This window comes from Streptomyces sp. NPDC050743, from assembly GCF_044456925.1.
Taxonomy (GTDB): Bacteria; Actinomycetota; Actinomycetes; order Streptomycetales; family Streptomycetaceae; genus Streptomyces.
In genome coordinates, this window is record NZ_JBITGJ010000045.1 from 1 (window position 1) to 14,868 (window position 14,868).

Genomic DNA, 14,868 nt, shown 5'->3' on the forward strand with positions numbered 1-14,868 from the left:
TTCCAGATCCAGCGGCAGCGATCCCACTCGGCTTCGAGCCGGCGCCTGGCCGTGTTCGACAGGCGCACACGGAAGGTGTACCGGGCATGCCCGGTCTCCTTCGTGGTCGCTTCTGTCGTCATGCATCCGAACCTACCCGAGAGCACTGACAGTTGAGAGCTCTCGATCATCATGGGCGACATCACCGCCGTGCCCAGTGGACACCGGATCGCCCCGACGGCGATCCGGCTATCCCTGCCCCGCTCCGCAGGAGCCCGATTCCTCCCCGGCCTGAAGGCCGGGACATCCTCGGAGGAACCCGGTGAAAGTGACAGATACGGGCAGGTCACGCAGTGCCTTGCCGTGGTAGGCGGCATCCGCGACCACATCGATTCGCCGGCCCCAGTGGCAGGCGGCCAGGAACCGGATCATGGAAGCGGCCAGTTCGACCTTGGTCTGCTCGCCTTTCGGGCGGTGCAGCCGGGCGGCCACCGGCAAGCACACCGGACGGGGCAGGAACGGCAGGTCCACGATCAGGCCGAGCACGACGAAGCAGGTCCCGTAGCCGATCCCGTCGCGGCCGGCTGCGGAGCCGTCGTGCTGCCAGGCGGCGCCGAAGACCTTCTTCCCGCCCCGTTTGAACAGCGTGTCGTCCACCGCCACCGTCAGCGGGGTGCCGTCGGGCACCAGCGAGCGCACCACGAGGTGGGACAGCGACGCGCCCAGCGTCTGCGGCTCCCAGCAGGCGCGGGCGAAGAACGAGTGGGCCCGGTCGTGAGACCAGTGACGCGTCAAGTTCGCGCCCAGCAGCATCCCGGTGACCGTGCCCCGGCCGGTGTTCGCGATTAGCCCTGGACCAGCGCGGCGAACGTGGAGAAGGTCGGCGAGGTGAAACTGCCGCGCAAAGCGCCCAGCACAGCGAGCAGGGATGCGGGTACGGTCGGATCCGGAAGCATCGGCGGGTCCCTCACAGCGGGCGACATAAGCACCGCCGATGCTTCCTTCGCGTCTGCCTCCCAGCCGGGCCGATGGCCACAAGTCACCGATGTGAGCTACCTACCTGACAGTTAGTCAGAACGACGAAAGTCGAGCGCGTGTGGACGGTCCCAAAAGTCCCAAAACCCTTTCTGTCTGCGCTTTTCCCGCAGCTTCCGACGTCCGCCCGCTGGTGGTCTGTTCGCCGCCCCGAGGAAGGTTCCAACCCATGCCGCTGCCGTTCTGGCTCCCATCCCACCTACCCGCTCATCCGTCGCCCAGCAGATCGCCCGGGTCGCCGAGGCTCGCGGCCTGGACGAGGCGAAGGTGAAGCAACTCGTCGACGATCACGTCCAGGGCCGCATCCTCGACTTCCTCGGCGAGGAGCACGTCAACGTGGTCGAGATCAACCTGACGCTGAGCAAGCTGAGTTGACCCGAAGGAGTGCCCATGGCAGATGCCGAAGGGCCGGCCGACACGGACGCCGGCCGGCCCGGCAGGCTCACGGTCTGTCTGGGTGCCGCGCCGGGCGTCGGCAAGACGTACCGGATGCTCGACGAGGGGCAGCGCAGGGCGGAGCGGCGCACGGACGTGGTGGTCGCCTACGTCAACTGCCACGGTCGGCGCCGTACCGAGCAGATGCTGCGCGGGCTGCTGGTGGTCCCGCGCCAGGTGCGGTCGTACCGGGGGCGCCTGTTCAGCGAGATGGACCTGGAGGGACTCCTTACCCTGCGCCCCGAGACGGCCCTCGTCGACGAACTGGCACACACCAACATCCCGGGCGGGCGCAACGCCAAACGGTGGCAGGACGTACTGGACCTGCTGGCGGCCGGGATCGACGTGGTCACCACGGTCAACGTGCACCATCTGGAGTCGCTGTCGGACGTGGTGGAGAAGATCACCGGGATGGCGCCCCCGGAGACCGTGCCCGAGGAGATCGTGCGCCGGGCCGACCAGGTCGAACTGGTCGACGTCGACCCCGAGGCGCTGCGCCGCCGCCTGGTGCACGGCGGGATCTACCCGCCGGAGCTGGTCGACTCGGCCCTCACGCACTTCTTCCGCCCCGGCAACCTCACGGCGCTGCGCGAGCTGGCGGTGCTGTGGATGGCGGGACGGGTCGACGAGGCCCAGCACAAGTACCGTACCGAGAACGAGAGCACCGAGGTGTGGGAGTCCCGGGAGCGGGTGATGGTCGCCCTGCCCGGCGGGCCGGAGGGCGAGGCGCTGATCCGGCGGGCTGCGCGGGTCGAGGGCGGTGATCTGCTCGCGGTCCATGTGGTGGGGGGTGACGGCCTCGGCGGCGGGTCCTCGCCTCAGGCGCTGGCCGCCCAGCGGGAGTTGACCGAGTCCCTCGGCGGCACCTTCCACACGGTCGTCGGGGACGACGTCCCCTCCGCGCTGCTGGCGTTCGTGCGCGCCCAGCACGCGACCCAGCTGGTGCTCGGCGTCAGCAGCCGCAGCCAGCTCGACCGGATCCTGGGCGGCCGCGGGATCGGCGCCACGACGGGCGGGCGGGTCTCGTCGCACGCGCCCGGTCCGGACGGGCGGTGCTCTATCGCCGCACTCCGGCTGGCGGGAAGCCGGTAGACACGGCCCACGGTGCCGCCGCCCGTTCACGAACTTCGTCTGTCCCTGTCCCCTACGTCCACACATGCGTCAACACGTACGCCGTCGAAGTCCACCGCTGCCACAGCCGGGCAGACCTCGGCCTGCGGATCCGTCTGGGCTCATTGCTGGTCTCATTCGCCCTCGTCCAGCGGTCCACCAGCTCCTCCCCAGGACGCTCCCGACACGGGTCACAGCCGACTACAGCCCTCGGCGGCCGACTGACGCTGCGGGTGCCGAAAACCCCATCCATCGTCTGGGAGCTGCAGGTGCCCGGGAACAGCTGTCGATACACGCCAGAACGCGCCCCAGTGCTGTCAATCAGCAGCAGTTCCCACCCCCACGGGTGCCGGGAGGAAGAGACCGCCACGGAGGCTGCCGCGGGCGGTGCGGACGGCGACCGTCACCCAGGCGGTGAGCAGCAGGACGTACAGGGCGACGGCGGCCGCGGTCAGCGCAGTGGAGTGCAGGCGTTCGGCGAGGGTGCTTGTGCCGGTGGTGCAGGTGCCTACGGGGAAGGTGAAGCTCCACCAGGTCAGCGAGAACGGCAGGCCGCGGCGCGCGGCGCGCAGGGTGAGGGAGGCGGCCAGGAGGAGCCACATCATGGCGAAGCCCCAGGTCGGCACGCCGTACAGGGCGCCGAAGACCGCTGCTCCGGTGGCGTAGGGCCGCGGAAGGGTGGTGGTGGCGGCGTTGCCGAGCAGGTTGGCGGCGGTCACCGACTGCCCGAGGGGGCCGAGGACGATCCACACGGTGGGCACCATGCCTGCCGGGCCGGGGCCGTGGTGCATCAGTCGCGACCAGATCTGGGCGGTGATCGCCACGCTCGCGAAGAGGCTGATGCCGAACATGGCGTAGCAGGCCAGCAGCAGCGCAAGGCGGGGTTGCCCGGCCGGCAGGTGGGGCACCAGCGCGGCGCCGGTGGCGGCCGAGACCATGGGTGGGACCACCGGCATGAGCCAGCCGCCGAAGGCCGCGTCCGGGCCGACGCGGTGGCTGGTCATGGCCCGGTACGGAATCCATACCGCGGTGACCAGACCCAAGAGCGTGCCCGCAGTCCACAGAACAATGTCGATGCCGAGTGCGGCGGGCAGGCCGATCCAGTCCCGTCCCAGAGAGAGGGCCCCATTGCCGACCGTGAGCAGGGCCATGGCGGGCGCGCCCCAGAAGTGGGCCATCACCGGATGCGCCGCATACGCCCGGGCCCGGTCGCGATGGCGCGTCCAGTGCACGGTCCACGCGGCACTCAAGGCGACCAGCAGGAAAGCGGCCAGCGCCCAGGCCGCGGTGGCGGCCGTTCGCAGGCCGGGAACCTGCACGGGCAGCAGTGCCGCGGCAATGGCCACGATGCCAGTGCCCATGACCGACGCGTACCAGTTCGGGCCGAGGTTTTCGAACAACTGCGAAGGATGGTCGAGATCCCACAGCAGGCCCGCCGGCAACCTACGGGGAACTGCTGCCACGGGAGGCATCTGTGGGAGCGTTGATGTCATGAAGCCACCGTCGCGCCCACCGACGACCAACGGTAGAAATCAATTCCGGATGACCACATAAGGTGGCCTTATGCCTCTCTCCGCCCGGGTGAACGACCTGACCTCCTTCGACCTGCTGCTGTCCGTGGCGCGGCTGGGCAGCGTCGGCGCAGCCGCCCGGGCTCACGGCATGACCCAGCCCGCGGCCAGTTCACGCCTGAGCCACCTGGAGCGCAGACTCGGCCTGCAGTTGCTGGAACGCTCTCCCCGCGGATCGCGGCTGACCGAGCACGGCGCGCTGGTCGCCGACTGGGCGCGCGAGGCGGTCCAGGCGGCCGCCGCAATGGATGCCGGACTGCTGTCGCTGCGCGGCAGCGCGCAGTCTCGGTTGCGGGTGGCGGCCAGCCAGACCGTGGCCGAGTACCTTCTTCCGCACTGGCTGGCGGCCTTCCAGGCGTCCGTCCCGGACGCGGCGGTGGCGCTGACGGCCGGCAACTCTGACGACGTGGCCGCAGCCGTGCTCGACGGGCGAGCCGACCTGGGGTTCGTCGAAGGCCCCCAGATCCCGAGCGGACTCAGCAGCAAGCAGGTCGCCCGAGACCAGCTTGCCGTCATCGTCGCCCCCAGGCACCCCTGGGCCCGCCGTCGTTCCGGCATCACCGCCGACGAGTTGGCCGCCACCCCGCTCATCGCCCGCGAGCACGGCTCCGGCACCCGCCGCTACCTCGAGCGCGCCCTCGCCGCGCGCACCAGCACCCCGCTGGCGGCCCCGCTCCTGGAACTGCCCTCCACCACCGCCATCAAGACCGCGGTCGCCGACGGCATCGCGCCGGCCGTCCTCAGCTCCCTGGCCGTGGCCGCCGACCTGGCCAACCGCAGCATCCTCGCGGTACCCGTCCAGGACTTCGAGCTTCACCGCGACCTGCGGATGGTCCACCCGCGCGGCCGCAAACTCCTCGGCCCCGCACTGGAGCTTGCGGCCATCGCCCGCCGGGATGCCGCAAGCGGCAGGCGAGGCGGCAGCGCCAGCCACGTCTGATACGAACCCGTCACCGTCGGCCGGGGCATCGCATGCAGCGTGGACCACAGACGTCGGACACGGTCAGTATGTGAGACACCGTCTTTGGATCACCCACTCCACCTGCGTATCGAGAACCGCCTTGCGGTCTCACATCGTGGACATGCCGAACGGAAGCATTGACTTCCATTCAGCTTCACGCAACTCTGCATGACGGTATGCAGGATGGGTAGGGTGTGGAGTTCATGATCGAACCGGTCTCGGCATCGGGGCGCCGCCATGCGGCCGACGCGCCCCCATCGCGGCCACCAGAGGGTCAACACTCAAAGTGTTAACCGGTGATTAAACCCCTGTGTCATCCATGGCGCACCCGCTGGACGGCCTTGCCGCTCGCCGCTCGGCATGTCACTGTACCGGCCAATGGAACACAGTTTCACTTGGTGAAACTCTACGGAGTGCGAGATGAACGAAGACCCTCCCCCTGATCCGCCCACCAGCCTTTTCCCGGAACGGAGTGACCGGTCTTCCGACGTGCCGGCCCCGGCGTCCACTCGAACTGTCGACCGCGCCATAGGCCTGCTCAGCGAGGTCTGTGCCGAGGGAGAGATCACGCTCTCCGAATGCGCGCGACGCGCCGGGTTGCCGACGAGCACGGCGCTGCGGCTCCTGCGCACGCTTGAGGCGTCGGGCCTCGTCAGCCGCGACGACTCGGGCGCGTACCGGCCGGGATCCCGGCTCATCCAACTCGGCGCGGCAGCGCTCGGCCGGCAGGAGCTTGTGCGGCTGGCCGAACCCGCGCTGCGGCGCATCGTCGCGGCCACCGGCGAGTCCACGTACCTCAGCATCGCAGGGCCCGAGGACACCGCGATCTACGTCTCGATGGTCGAGGGGACGCACTCCGTGCGGCACACCAGCTGGGTGGGCCGGGCCGTGCCGCTCGCCGAACTCGCTGTGGGCACGGCGTTGCGAGGACTGACGCCTGCGGAGGGCTACGTCGCCAGACGCGGCCTGCTGGAGCCGGATGTCACCGCCATCTCGGCACCCATCCCGCGCCCCGGCGGAATCGTCGGCGCGCTCAGCCTCCTCGGCCCGAGTTATCGCATCGACGACGACGCGGTACGCGCTTACGGCCTGATCCTCGCCTGCGAGGCGCAGGCGCTGGCCGATCAGCTCGGAGTCGACAGCCGTGGTCCGATCACGACCGGACCGGAAAGGTGAACAGCTGGTGATTCGCTTCGAATCGGTCACGAAAAAGTACCCGGACGGGACGGTCGCGGTCGACGAGCTCGATCTGGTGGCGCCCTCGGGTGAGATCACGGTCTTCGTGGGGCCGTCGGGCTGCGGCAAGACCACGAGCCTGCGGATGATCAACCGCATGATCGAGCCGACCAGCGGCCGGGTCTGGCTCGATGACCGCGACACCGCCTCGGTGCCCTCGCACGAGCTGCGCCGCGGCATCGGCTACGTCATCCAGCACGCCGGCCTGTTCCCGCACCGCACGATCCTCGACAACGTGGCGACCGTGCCCCACCTGCTCGGCGTGGACAAGAAGGCGGCCCGGGAGCGCGCCTATGAACTGCTGGAACGAGTCGGCCTGCCCTCGCACTTCGCCAAGCGGTACCCTGCGCAGCTCTCCGGCGGCCAGCAGCAGCGCGTGGGCGTGGCCCGCGCGCTGGCCGCCGATCCGCCGGTGATGCTGATGGACGAGCCCTTCAGCGCCGTCGACCCCGTGGTGCGCGAGCAGTTGCAGAACCTGTTCCTGCAGCTGCAGGCCGAACTCGGCAAGACGATCGTCTTCGTCACCCACGACATCGACGAGGCCATCAAACTGGGCGACAAGGTGGCCGTGCTCCGCGTCGGCGGCCGGCTGGCCCAACTGGCGCCCCCGGCCGAACTGCTGTCCCGGCCCGCCGACGCGTTTGTGGCGGGCTTCGTCGGCCGCGACCGCGGCTACCGCGCGCTCGGGTTCACCGTCGCCGGCAGCCTGCCGCTCCAGCGCGAGCGCACCGCCCGTCTCGGCCAGCCGCTCACCCAGGCCAAGGAGCACGCCGAGGACGGCTGGGTACTCGTGGCCGACGATGACGAGCAGCCACAGGGCTGGCTGTGCCTCGACGGGCTGGCCGACTCCGCGCTCGCCACGGAGGTGGCGCCGGACATGCTCAACCTCGGCGGAACGCTCGCCGTCGAGAGCGGCACGCTGCGCGAGGCCCTGGACGCGGCGCTGTCGTCACCGAGCGGCCGCGGCGTCGTCGTCGACGAGGGCGGCCGGCTGCTCGGCACGGTCACCGCCTCGCAGGTGCTCTCGCGGATCGAGCAGCACCGCTCCGCCGACGGCTCCCGGCAAGGCGTGGAGGCTGCCCCGTGACGACGAACCACCTTGCCGACTCCAACCCCTCACCCCTGAAGATGTTCGACTACTTCAGCGACCACCAGCACGACGTGCTCAGCTGGCTCTGGTACCACACCTGGTTGTCGACGGTCCCCGTCGTGCTGGGCCTCCTGGTCTCTCTCCCGCTGGGCTGGCTGGCCCACCGCCACCGGTGGGCCTATCCACCGCTGATCACCCTGACCGGGCTGCTGTACACGATTCCCTCGATCGCGCTGTTCGTATCCATGCCCAGCCTCATCGGCACCCAGATCCTCGACCCGGTCAACGTGGCGGTGGCGCTGACCGTCTACACCGTCGCTCTGCTGGTACGCGTGGTGGCGGACGGACTGGCGGCGGTGCCCGACGACGTGGCGCAGGCGGCGACCGCCATGGGCCTCACCCGTCGGCAGCGGCTGCTGAAGGTGGAACTGCCGCTCGCGGTACCGGTGATCGCCTCCGGCGTCCGCGTCGCGGTGGTGGCGAACGTCAGCCTCGTGGCGGTCGCAGGCACGATCGGCGTCCCCGAGCTCGGCCAGTTGTTCACCACCGGGTTCCAGTTGTCGGTCGACGGCCCGTACTATCCGCCGATCGCGCTCGGCATCGTGCTGTGTGTCCTGCTCGCCTGCGCGCTGGACCTCCTCGTCGTGCTGGCGAGCAGGCTGTCGACCCCGTGGCGCAGGGCGGTGAAGAGCGCATGATCCGGTGGCTCAACGATCCGCTCAACTGGACCAGGAGCGGGGGCATCCTTGACCAGCTCGGCGCACATCTACTGTATTCCCTGATCGCTCTGGCGATCGCCGTGGTGGTGGCGCTGCCGGCCGGTCTGCTCATCGGTCACACCGGCCGGGGGCGGTGGATCATCTCGGCGGCGAACGCGGTGCGCGCCCTGCCCGTGGTCGGCCTGCTGATCCTGCTGTACGTGGCGGTGGCGCCGCACATCCACAGCCGGGGCAGCGCATCGTATCTGGTCCCGACGGAGACGGTGCTGGTCCTGCTGGCGATTCCACCGATCCTGTCCAGCACCTACGCCGGTGTCGAGAACGTCGATGCGGCCGTACGGGACGCGGCATCCGGGATGGGGATGCGCGGCGGGCAGGTGATGCGCCGGGTAGAGTTCCCCAATGCGCTGCCGTTGATCTTCTCCGGCTTGCGCAGCGCCACCCTCCAGGTGATCGCCACGGCCACCGTCGCCGCCTACCTCGGCCTGGGCGGACTCGGACGGTTCGTCTACGACGGCCAGGCCAGCCAGGACCACCCGCAACGCGACTCCGGTGCGCTGCTCGTCGCCGTGCTGGCGGTCGCCGTCGACCTCTCTCTCGCCCTCGCGCAACGGTACGCCGTGTCGAGGGGGGTGTCCGGCCGCTTCTCGAGCCGGACCACCACCGGTGCCATCGGAGCCGACGTTGCCTCCGCGGAAGCCGCAGCGAAGTGACGCGGCGGCATGAGTCATTCCATCGATCACCACAAGGAGTCGTCATGAACGGCATCGGGAAGCGGATCATCACGCTTGCGGTGGCCGGAGCTTCCTCCCTCGCCCTCGCCGCCTGCGGAGCCAGCGGCAGCAGCGGAAGCACCGACACGGCGTCGACGGGGAGCGGAGGCAAGGCCACCATTGCGAGCAAGCTGACACTCGGCGGTCCTCCGGAGCTCAAGACGCGCGCCGACGGCCTCCCCGGCCTGCAGAAGATCTACGGCGTCGCCTTCGGCACCTTCAAGGCGCTCGACGCAGGCGGTCCGTTGACCATCAACGCTCTGAAGAACGGCCAGATAGACGCCGGAGACATCTTCACCACCGATCCCTCCATCAAGGCCGACGGCTTCGTGGTGCTGGACGACCCCAAGAGCCTCTACACCGCGCAGAACGTGCTGCCGCTGATCAACAAGGCGAAGGCGACCCCGGGTGTCCGCGCGACCCTGAAGGCGGTCTCGGACAAGCTCGACACCGCGACCCTCGCGGAACTCGATGCCAAGGTCATCTCCGACAAGCAGGACCCGGCCGCCGTCGCCAAGGAGTGGCTGCACCAGGAGGGCCTCGACAAGAAGGGCACCTCCGCCTCGGGCGTGTCGATCAAGGTCGGCTCGGCCAACTTCCAGGAGAACGTCCTGCTCGCGCAGATCTACGCCGAAGCGCTCAGCGCCCAGGGCGCCAAGATCAGCACCAAGCTGAACATCGGCAGCCGGGAGACCTACATCCCCGGCCTCAAGGACGGTTCGATCGACCTCATCCCGGAATACAGCGGCGTGCTGCTGCAGTACTTCGACAAGACCGCCACCGCGGCGTCCTCCGCGGACGTGTACACGGCGCTCCAGAAGGCCGTTCCGGCCACGCTGACCGTCCTCGACCAGTCCACGGCCGAGGACCGGGACGCGATCGTGGTCACCAAGGCGACGGCGCAGAAGTACGGCCTCAAGGAGATCGGAGACCTCGCCAAGACCGGGTGACCGGTGCACATGACGGTGGCCCGCAACGCGCACGCGTTGCGGGCCACCGTCATGGGGGGGAGCCCTCACACCATGTCGTCCAATGGGCGCAGTTCGTCCGCGTAGGACACCGAGGTGCGGCGCAGGATCCCGTCGCGGCTGACGGCGTACTGGCCCATCCGCCACAGCGGCGGGGAGTACGCGTGGATCGACACGCTGCCCGCGTCGCGTCCGGTGAGCCGGTGGATGTGCTCCGGACCGAAGCAGAAGACCTGTCCGGCGGGGACCTCGGTGGCCAGGCTCGGCACGCCCACGGCCAGGTTGTGCTCGATGAGCGTTCCCTCGGCCACCGCCACGGCACCGGAGGAGATGTCGTGGTCGTGCCAACCAGTGTCGTTCTGCGGTGTCCAGCACAGCACCCACACGTCGACATGGGCGTTACGGTGGAGCGAGACGTAGTGCCGTCGGTCGTCGCTGAAGGCCACGTGCTCACGCCACAGAGCAGGATCCCGCGCTATGGAGCAGGCGAGTTCCAGCAGCTCCCGCTTGTCGAGGTCACGGTCGGGCAGGGTCTCGAGGGTGACGGAGGCGGAGATGCCGGACGAGGACTCGGCACGCAGGACCGGGACGGTGTCGTGGTCCTCGAACGATGAAGCAGTGGTCACGGTCGAACCCCTTCGAGCAGATGGAGTGGATTGCTGACGCGGACGGCGAACTCCGCCGCCGCGCCCAGGTGCGGATCGGTCCAGGTGGCGTACGGCCGGTCGCTCCCCAGGACGAGGGCGTCGATGCCCAGGACCCGGACCACGGCGTCGAGCGCCTGCCGGCCGTAGGACGAGGTGTCGACGAACACTGCCTGATCCAGCGTCAACGGGCCGCCGCCGCGCATGGCCAGCCGCTCGTGGTGCACCGGAGCCAGGCCGGCCGCCGCGGCGAAGCAGATCCGCAGCCGCGGCAGCAGCGCACGCCCGGCCGTGTGCCAGGCCCACCACGCCGCCTGGAGCTGGCCGGTGTAACCCACCACGGCCGGCCACCACGGCGGCAGCGATTCCGCCGCCGCGGGCTCCGGCCCGGGATGGACGAGCACGGGCTTGTCCGCCGCCTCGGCGATCGCAAGCACCGGTGCCAGGCGTTCCAGCGCCCGCGGTGTGACCAGCGCAGTCGCCGGCACCTGAAGGCCCACCAGGTCGCCGGCGAGCAGCGCCGACAGGGTGTCCAGGTCCGGTTCGGTCAACTGCACCGACGCCCACCCCCAAAACGGCTCCGGCAGGTCCAGGACGCCCGCGTGCCAGGCGTCCAGCAGCGGGGCGGCCTCGTCGGGCGGCAACAGCTCGATTCCCAGGGGGCTGGACAGCGAGACCGCGATCCGCCGCACGTCCGGGTCCAGGCGGGCCCGCAGCACCGGGTCGTGGTCCTCGGGCACCACCTCGTAGGGCGGCTCACCGGCCAGGCGCAGGGTCCACCCGTCGAGCAGAGGCGGGCGGGTTCGCCCGCGCAACTCCTCGATAAAGGCGGTCGGCCACAGATGTTGGTGAATGTCGGTGACGCAGTGTTCGGACATGCCCCTCACTTCACTGAAGCGCTTAACTGAAGCGCTTCAGTGAACCGCTTAACTGGCGTGGCCGTCAAGACCGGAGGAGTCGGCCGCCACCGCGACGTGAGCGACTCGGACGGCGGGTCCGCCGGGCGGCTCGCCGCCGGGACCACCGCCGGCATCGAGCCGTGGTCCGGAGCCACGGCTCGCCGATGGCTAGACTGACGATGTGCCGAATCGCCCGCAGCGTGTCACCCAGCGCGACGTCGCCGAGGAGACCGGGCTGTCCATCGCCGCGGTGTCCTACGCGCTGCGCGGGATCCAGGTGCCGCCCGAGACCCAGCAGCGTGTACGCGAAGCGGCCGAACGACTGGGATACCAGGCCGATCCGATCGCCCGTGCCCTCGCCTCCGGCCGCACCGGCTACATCGGCGTTCTCTGCAGGTCGCTCACCGACGTGTGGCAGCAGGGCACGGCCGCGGCCCTCGGGCGCAGACTGCTCCACTGCGGCCGGCACGCTGTGATCGTCGACGCCTCCAACGACCCCGCGCTGGAGGCGAAGCTCGCCTCGCAACTGGCCGACCAGCGGGTGGACGCGCTCATAGTGCTGCCCGTCGACCCCGGCGCCGCGCACTGGGTGGACGTGGCGCGGCGCACTGTGCTGATCTCCATCGGCGACGGGCTACCGGGGGCCTCCGCCCACGCCGAAGTCGTCTTCGACAACGAAGCTGGGATCACCGATGCGCTGCACGGCCTCGCCGACTTCGGCCACCGCCATATCGCGGTCATGACGCCCGGCGGCCTGACCACCCCTGACCGCCCGGCCGAGGTGGTGGCCGACCGGGTGGCGCGCCGGCTCGGGCTGCAGGTCACGCTCCACCGGTCATCGCACGACCTGGACGGCGCCGCTGCGGTTGCCCGTGAGGTCCTCACCACTGCCGATCCGCCGACCGCCTTCCTGTGCATGGCCGACTCGATGGCCTACGGCGTGTACGCGGCGGCCCGGGAGCTGGGCAAGGAAATACCCGACGACATCTCGGTGGTGGGCTACGACGACCACCCACTGTCACGTCTGCTGACCCCGCCGCTGTCCACCTACCGTTGGCCGGTGGACGTGCTGGTGGACCTGGTGGTCGAACGTACCATCAAGTCGATCTCAGAAGGCAGGCGCAGCCGGCGCAAGGTGCTGTCGCCGACGGCCCAGCCCCGCGGCTCGGTCGGCACGCCGAGGACCACGCCCGACTGACCCCGCCCGACCCCGCGGACCGCCGCCCCGCGGACCCCCGCGCGGACGGTGGCGAACGTTGCCTGCCGGGGGGTCTATCAGGAATTATGGACGGGCTGAACGCCGAGGGGACCGCTGACCGGGTCCTCAACACAGCGGTCGCGGTGGACCATGCCGACGACGTGGCCGTACTGGTCATCCGACGCACCTGACTGCATCAAGGTGGCGGAGCGCCATCAATCGTGCGACGACGCCCGCGCCGGCACTCCCTTTTGAGATCCGGCCTCATCCTTGTCAGGTCGATCACGGACTCCCTGAGAGCTGGAGGGATCCAGCCCTACGACGGTCCACCGACCGCCGGGGACCGTTCCCGTCCGGCCATGTTCGCCGCTGCTGGTGTCAGCCGTTGGTGTCAGGTGTCAGCGCTTTTCTTTGAAACGCCCCCTGGAGGACTTCGCCGCTCCCAGCCGCGACGGACACGTCTCCGTCGGCCCCAGGGGCGGGCAACTACGGCGGAACGGCTGCGTTTACCCGATAGCGTTCCAGCACGCTGATGGACAGTGCCGATGCGGTCATGAACCCGAATACGATCGACCTCAACCGGCGCGCCGGCCACAGTGGTGAGCGGCGCCCCGGCCAGTGGTCCGTACATGTCTGCGTTCGCCATTACTGAGCCTTTTCCAACCTCACGTTGATGCGAGATGAAGGACGAGGATGGCCTTCACGACGTCGGTGATTCGGTTGGTGCTGCAGCGGAGCTTCCGCAGGAGGCGCCACCCCTTGAGGGTGGCCATGGCCTGCTCGCCGAGACAGCGGATCTTGGCGTGGGTGGTGTTGTGGCGGCGCTTCCACGGTGGTGAGCCAACTGCTGTGCGTGCCGTGCGGTGGCGACCGTCGCCCGAGCCAGTTCGCGCACGAGGCGGCCACACTGCATCCTGATGCGGAATCGATCCGGCACCTGGACAGGGGTGGTAGCGCGCCCTAGTCTCTGAGGAATTCATCAGTCCTGCTGATTTCCGCAACTCTGCGTAAATCGGCAACTCGGGCCTGCTGGTGACGCACTCGATGTCGAGGCGAGGGGACCCAATGCAACGGGACAGCACTGTCTTCCATGGGGCGGGCAAGGGCACCACTGGTCGCACCGCAGGCAAGGTCGTCGTCATAACCGGCGCGGCGCGCGGCCAAGGCGCTGCGCAGGCATGTGCCCTGGCAGCCGAGGGAGCGATCGTCGTGGCCACCGACATCGTCGCCCCGGACGAGGTGACGCCCGGAGAACTTGACGGGCACGGTGACGCGATCGTGTATCGGCAGCTCGACGTCACCGACTCTGCCGCCTGGGCCCGGCTGGCGGCCGAACTGAAAGCTCTGCACGGCCACGTGCACGGCCTGGTCAACAACGCGGGACGCACGCACCTGGCTCGGCTGCTGGAGGTCCACTGGAGGACTGGGAGCGAATCCTCCGCGTCAACACCACTGGTCCGCTGCTCGGCATCCAGGCGCTGGTTCCGCTGATGCCGCCTGGAGCATCCATCGTCACGATCGGCAGCGCCGCGGCGCTCACACCCAACTTCACGGCCGCCTATACCGCGTCGAAGTGGGCTGTGCGTGGTGTGGCGAAGCTGGCAAGCCTGGAGCTGGGGCCGCTCGGCATACGCTCGAATCTGATCCATCCCGGTTACATCGAGACCCCGATGATGGCCGACGCTCCACCTGCGTTCCGGGAGGCACAACTCGCTGCCAACCCGCTCGGCATTCTCGGGGAGCCGCAGGACGTGGCGCACCTGGTCGTCCACCTGATCAGCAATGAGTCCCGGTACCTCTCCGGTGCGGAGATCGCCGTCGATGGCGGATTCACCAACCAGGCCAGAGCCAAGGCGCTCTTCGATGCCCTCCTCCCCGCCGACCGCTCGGGCGGCGGTGGAATCACCTCCGCTATGAGCTTCGTGGAGCCTTCGGCGAAGTCGGAGATGGGAACCTGATGACGATCGTCGCCGTCACCTATCGCTACACCGATGACGTCGCCCGGCGCGACCGTGTCCTGCCCGAGCATCGTGACTGGCTGCATGCACTCGCCGACCAGGGCGTCCTGCTGCTCTCGGGGCCTTATGGGCCTGACTAGCCGCGCGGTGCCCTTCTGCTGTTCCGCGCGGACAAGGCCCAGGTTCGGTCACTGATCCAGAAAGACCCTTTCGCCGCCGCCGGCGGCGTGATCAGCGAAGCGGAGATCACCGTGTGGAAGCCCGTCATCGGCTCCGTGTTGGCCGCTATCCG

14 protein-coding genes and 2 pseudogenes are annotated in these 14,868 nt (G+C 69.5%); 11 read left to right on the top strand and 5 right to left on the bottom strand.

The annotated features are described in order from the left end of the window. Window positions 1-228: 228 nt before the first annotated feature. Window positions 229-792: a transposase gene (locus ACIBJF_RS32240; RefSeq protein WP_399179020.1), complete on the bottom strand. Its 564-nt coding sequence runs from the start codon at window positions 790-792 to the stop codon at window positions 229-231. A gap of 414 nt (window positions 793-1,206) precedes the next feature. On the opposite strand from ACIBJF_RS32240, the gene ACIBJF_RS32245 reads away from it, so the two are divergent. Next, window positions 1,207-1,389 (top strand): potassium-transporting ATPase subunit C, encoded by a 183-nt coding sequence (locus ACIBJF_RS32245; RefSeq protein WP_399179117.1) that lies wholly within the window; start codon window positions 1,207-1,209, stop codon window positions 1,387-1,389. Window positions 1,390-1,404: 15 nt separating this feature from the next. After that, window positions 1,405-2,541, top strand: a complete 1,137-nt coding sequence (locus tag ACIBJF_RS32250) for a hypothetical protein (RefSeq protein ID WP_399179022.1) — start codon at window positions 1,405-1,407, stop codon at window positions 2,539-2,541. A 335-nt stretch (window positions 2,542-2,876) separates the two neighbouring features. Here ACIBJF_RS32250 and ACIBJF_RS32255 read toward each other — a convergent pair whose 3' ends face one another. Then, on the bottom strand, window positions 2,877-3,959 hold the full coding sequence (locus ACIBJF_RS32255; protein ID WP_399179024.1) for a TDT family transporter: 1,083 nt from the start codon (window positions 3,957-3,959) through the stop codon (window positions 2,877-2,879). 163 nt (window positions 3,960-4,122) lie between these two features. Between ACIBJF_RS32255 and ACIBJF_RS32260 the strand changes: the two genes are divergently transcribed. The 6 genes from ACIBJF_RS32260 (at window position 4,123) to ACIBJF_RS32285 (ending at window position 9,859) form a co-directional block, all read left to right on the top strand. After that, a complete protein-coding gene (locus tag ACIBJF_RS32260; protein WP_399179026.1) occupies window positions 4,123-5,070 on the top strand; it encodes a LysR family transcriptional regulator in 948 nt (315 codons plus the stop codon). Between the two features lie 441 nt (window positions 5,071-5,511). Next, entirely contained in the window at window positions 5,512-6,267 is a 756-nt protein-coding gene (locus tag ACIBJF_RS32265; RefSeq protein ID WP_399179028.1) for an IclR family transcriptional regulator, read from the top strand. Between the two features lie 7 nt (window positions 6,268-6,274). After that, window positions 6,275-7,414, top strand: a complete 1,140-nt coding sequence (locus ACIBJF_RS32270) for an ATP-binding cassette domain-containing protein (RefSeq protein ID WP_399179031.1) — start codon at window positions 6,275-6,277, stop codon at window positions 7,412-7,414. Beyond that, window positions 7,411-8,115: an ABC transporter permease gene (locus tag ACIBJF_RS32275; RefSeq protein WP_399179033.1), complete on the top strand. Its 705-nt coding sequence runs from the start codon at window positions 7,411-7,413 to the stop codon at window positions 8,113-8,115. Before ACIBJF_RS32270 ends, ACIBJF_RS32275 begins: the two co-directional genes overlap by 4 nt. Continuing rightward, window positions 8,112-8,849 carry an ABC transporter permease gene (locus ACIBJF_RS32280; protein ID WP_399179034.1) on the top strand — a complete coding sequence of 246 codons (738 nt, stop codon included), beginning with the start codon at window positions 8,112-8,114 and terminating at the stop codon, window positions 8,847-8,849. Before ACIBJF_RS32275 ends, ACIBJF_RS32280 begins: the two co-directional genes overlap by 4 nt. Window positions 8,850-8,893: 44 nt before the next feature. Next, the gene (locus ACIBJF_RS32285; RefSeq protein WP_399179036.1) at window positions 8,894-9,859 is read left to right on the top strand and encodes a glycine betaine ABC transporter substrate-binding protein; all 966 of its coding nucleotides are present in this window, start codon (window positions 8,894-8,896) and stop codon (window positions 9,857-9,859) included. A 65-nt stretch (window positions 9,860-9,924) separates the two neighbouring features. Here ACIBJF_RS32285 and ACIBJF_RS32290 read toward each other — a convergent pair whose 3' ends face one another. Together ACIBJF_RS32290 and ACIBJF_RS32295 are read right to left on the bottom strand one after the other, a co-directional pair. After that, the gene (locus tag ACIBJF_RS32290) at window positions 9,925-10,503 is read right to left on the bottom strand and encodes a cysteine dioxygenase (RefSeq protein WP_399179038.1); all 579 of its coding nucleotides are present in this window, start codon (window positions 10,501-10,503) and stop codon (window positions 9,925-9,927) included. Beyond that, window positions 10,500-11,399, bottom strand: a complete 900-nt coding sequence (locus ACIBJF_RS32295; RefSeq protein WP_399179040.1) for an amidohydrolase — start codon at window positions 11,397-11,399, stop codon at window positions 10,500-10,502. Before ACIBJF_RS32295 ends, ACIBJF_RS32290 begins: the two co-directional genes overlap by 4 nt. Before the next feature lie 202 nt (window positions 11,400-11,601). On the opposite strand from ACIBJF_RS32295, the gene ACIBJF_RS32300 reads away from it, so the two are divergent. Further along, a complete protein-coding gene (locus ACIBJF_RS32300; protein ID WP_399179041.1) occupies window positions 11,602-12,618 on the top strand; it encodes a LacI family DNA-binding transcriptional regulator in 1,017 nt (338 codons plus the stop codon). 665 nt (window positions 12,619-13,283) lie between these two features. On the opposite strand, the pseudogene ACIBJF_RS32305 reads toward ACIBJF_RS32300, so the two are convergent. After that, a pseudogene (locus ACIBJF_RS32305) lies at window positions 13,284-13,454 on the bottom strand (transposase family protein); the annotation flags it as partial. A 229-nt stretch (window positions 13,455-13,683) separates the two neighbouring features. Between ACIBJF_RS32305 and ACIBJF_RS32310 the strand changes: the two are divergent. Both ACIBJF_RS32310 and ACIBJF_RS32315 read left to right on the top strand, forming a co-directional pair. Beyond that, window positions 13,684-14,576 (top strand): annotated as a pseudogene (locus tag ACIBJF_RS32310) (SDR family NAD(P)-dependent oxidoreductase). Continuing rightward, window positions 14,576-14,716 carry a YciI family protein gene (locus ACIBJF_RS32315; protein ID WP_399179043.1) on the top strand — a complete coding sequence of 47 codons (141 nt, stop codon included), beginning with the start codon at window positions 14,576-14,578 and terminating at the stop codon, window positions 14,714-14,716. The pseudogene ACIBJF_RS32310 and the gene ACIBJF_RS32315 overlap by 1 nt, the downstream one beginning before the upstream one ends. Window positions 14,717-14,868: the final 152 nt, after the last annotated feature.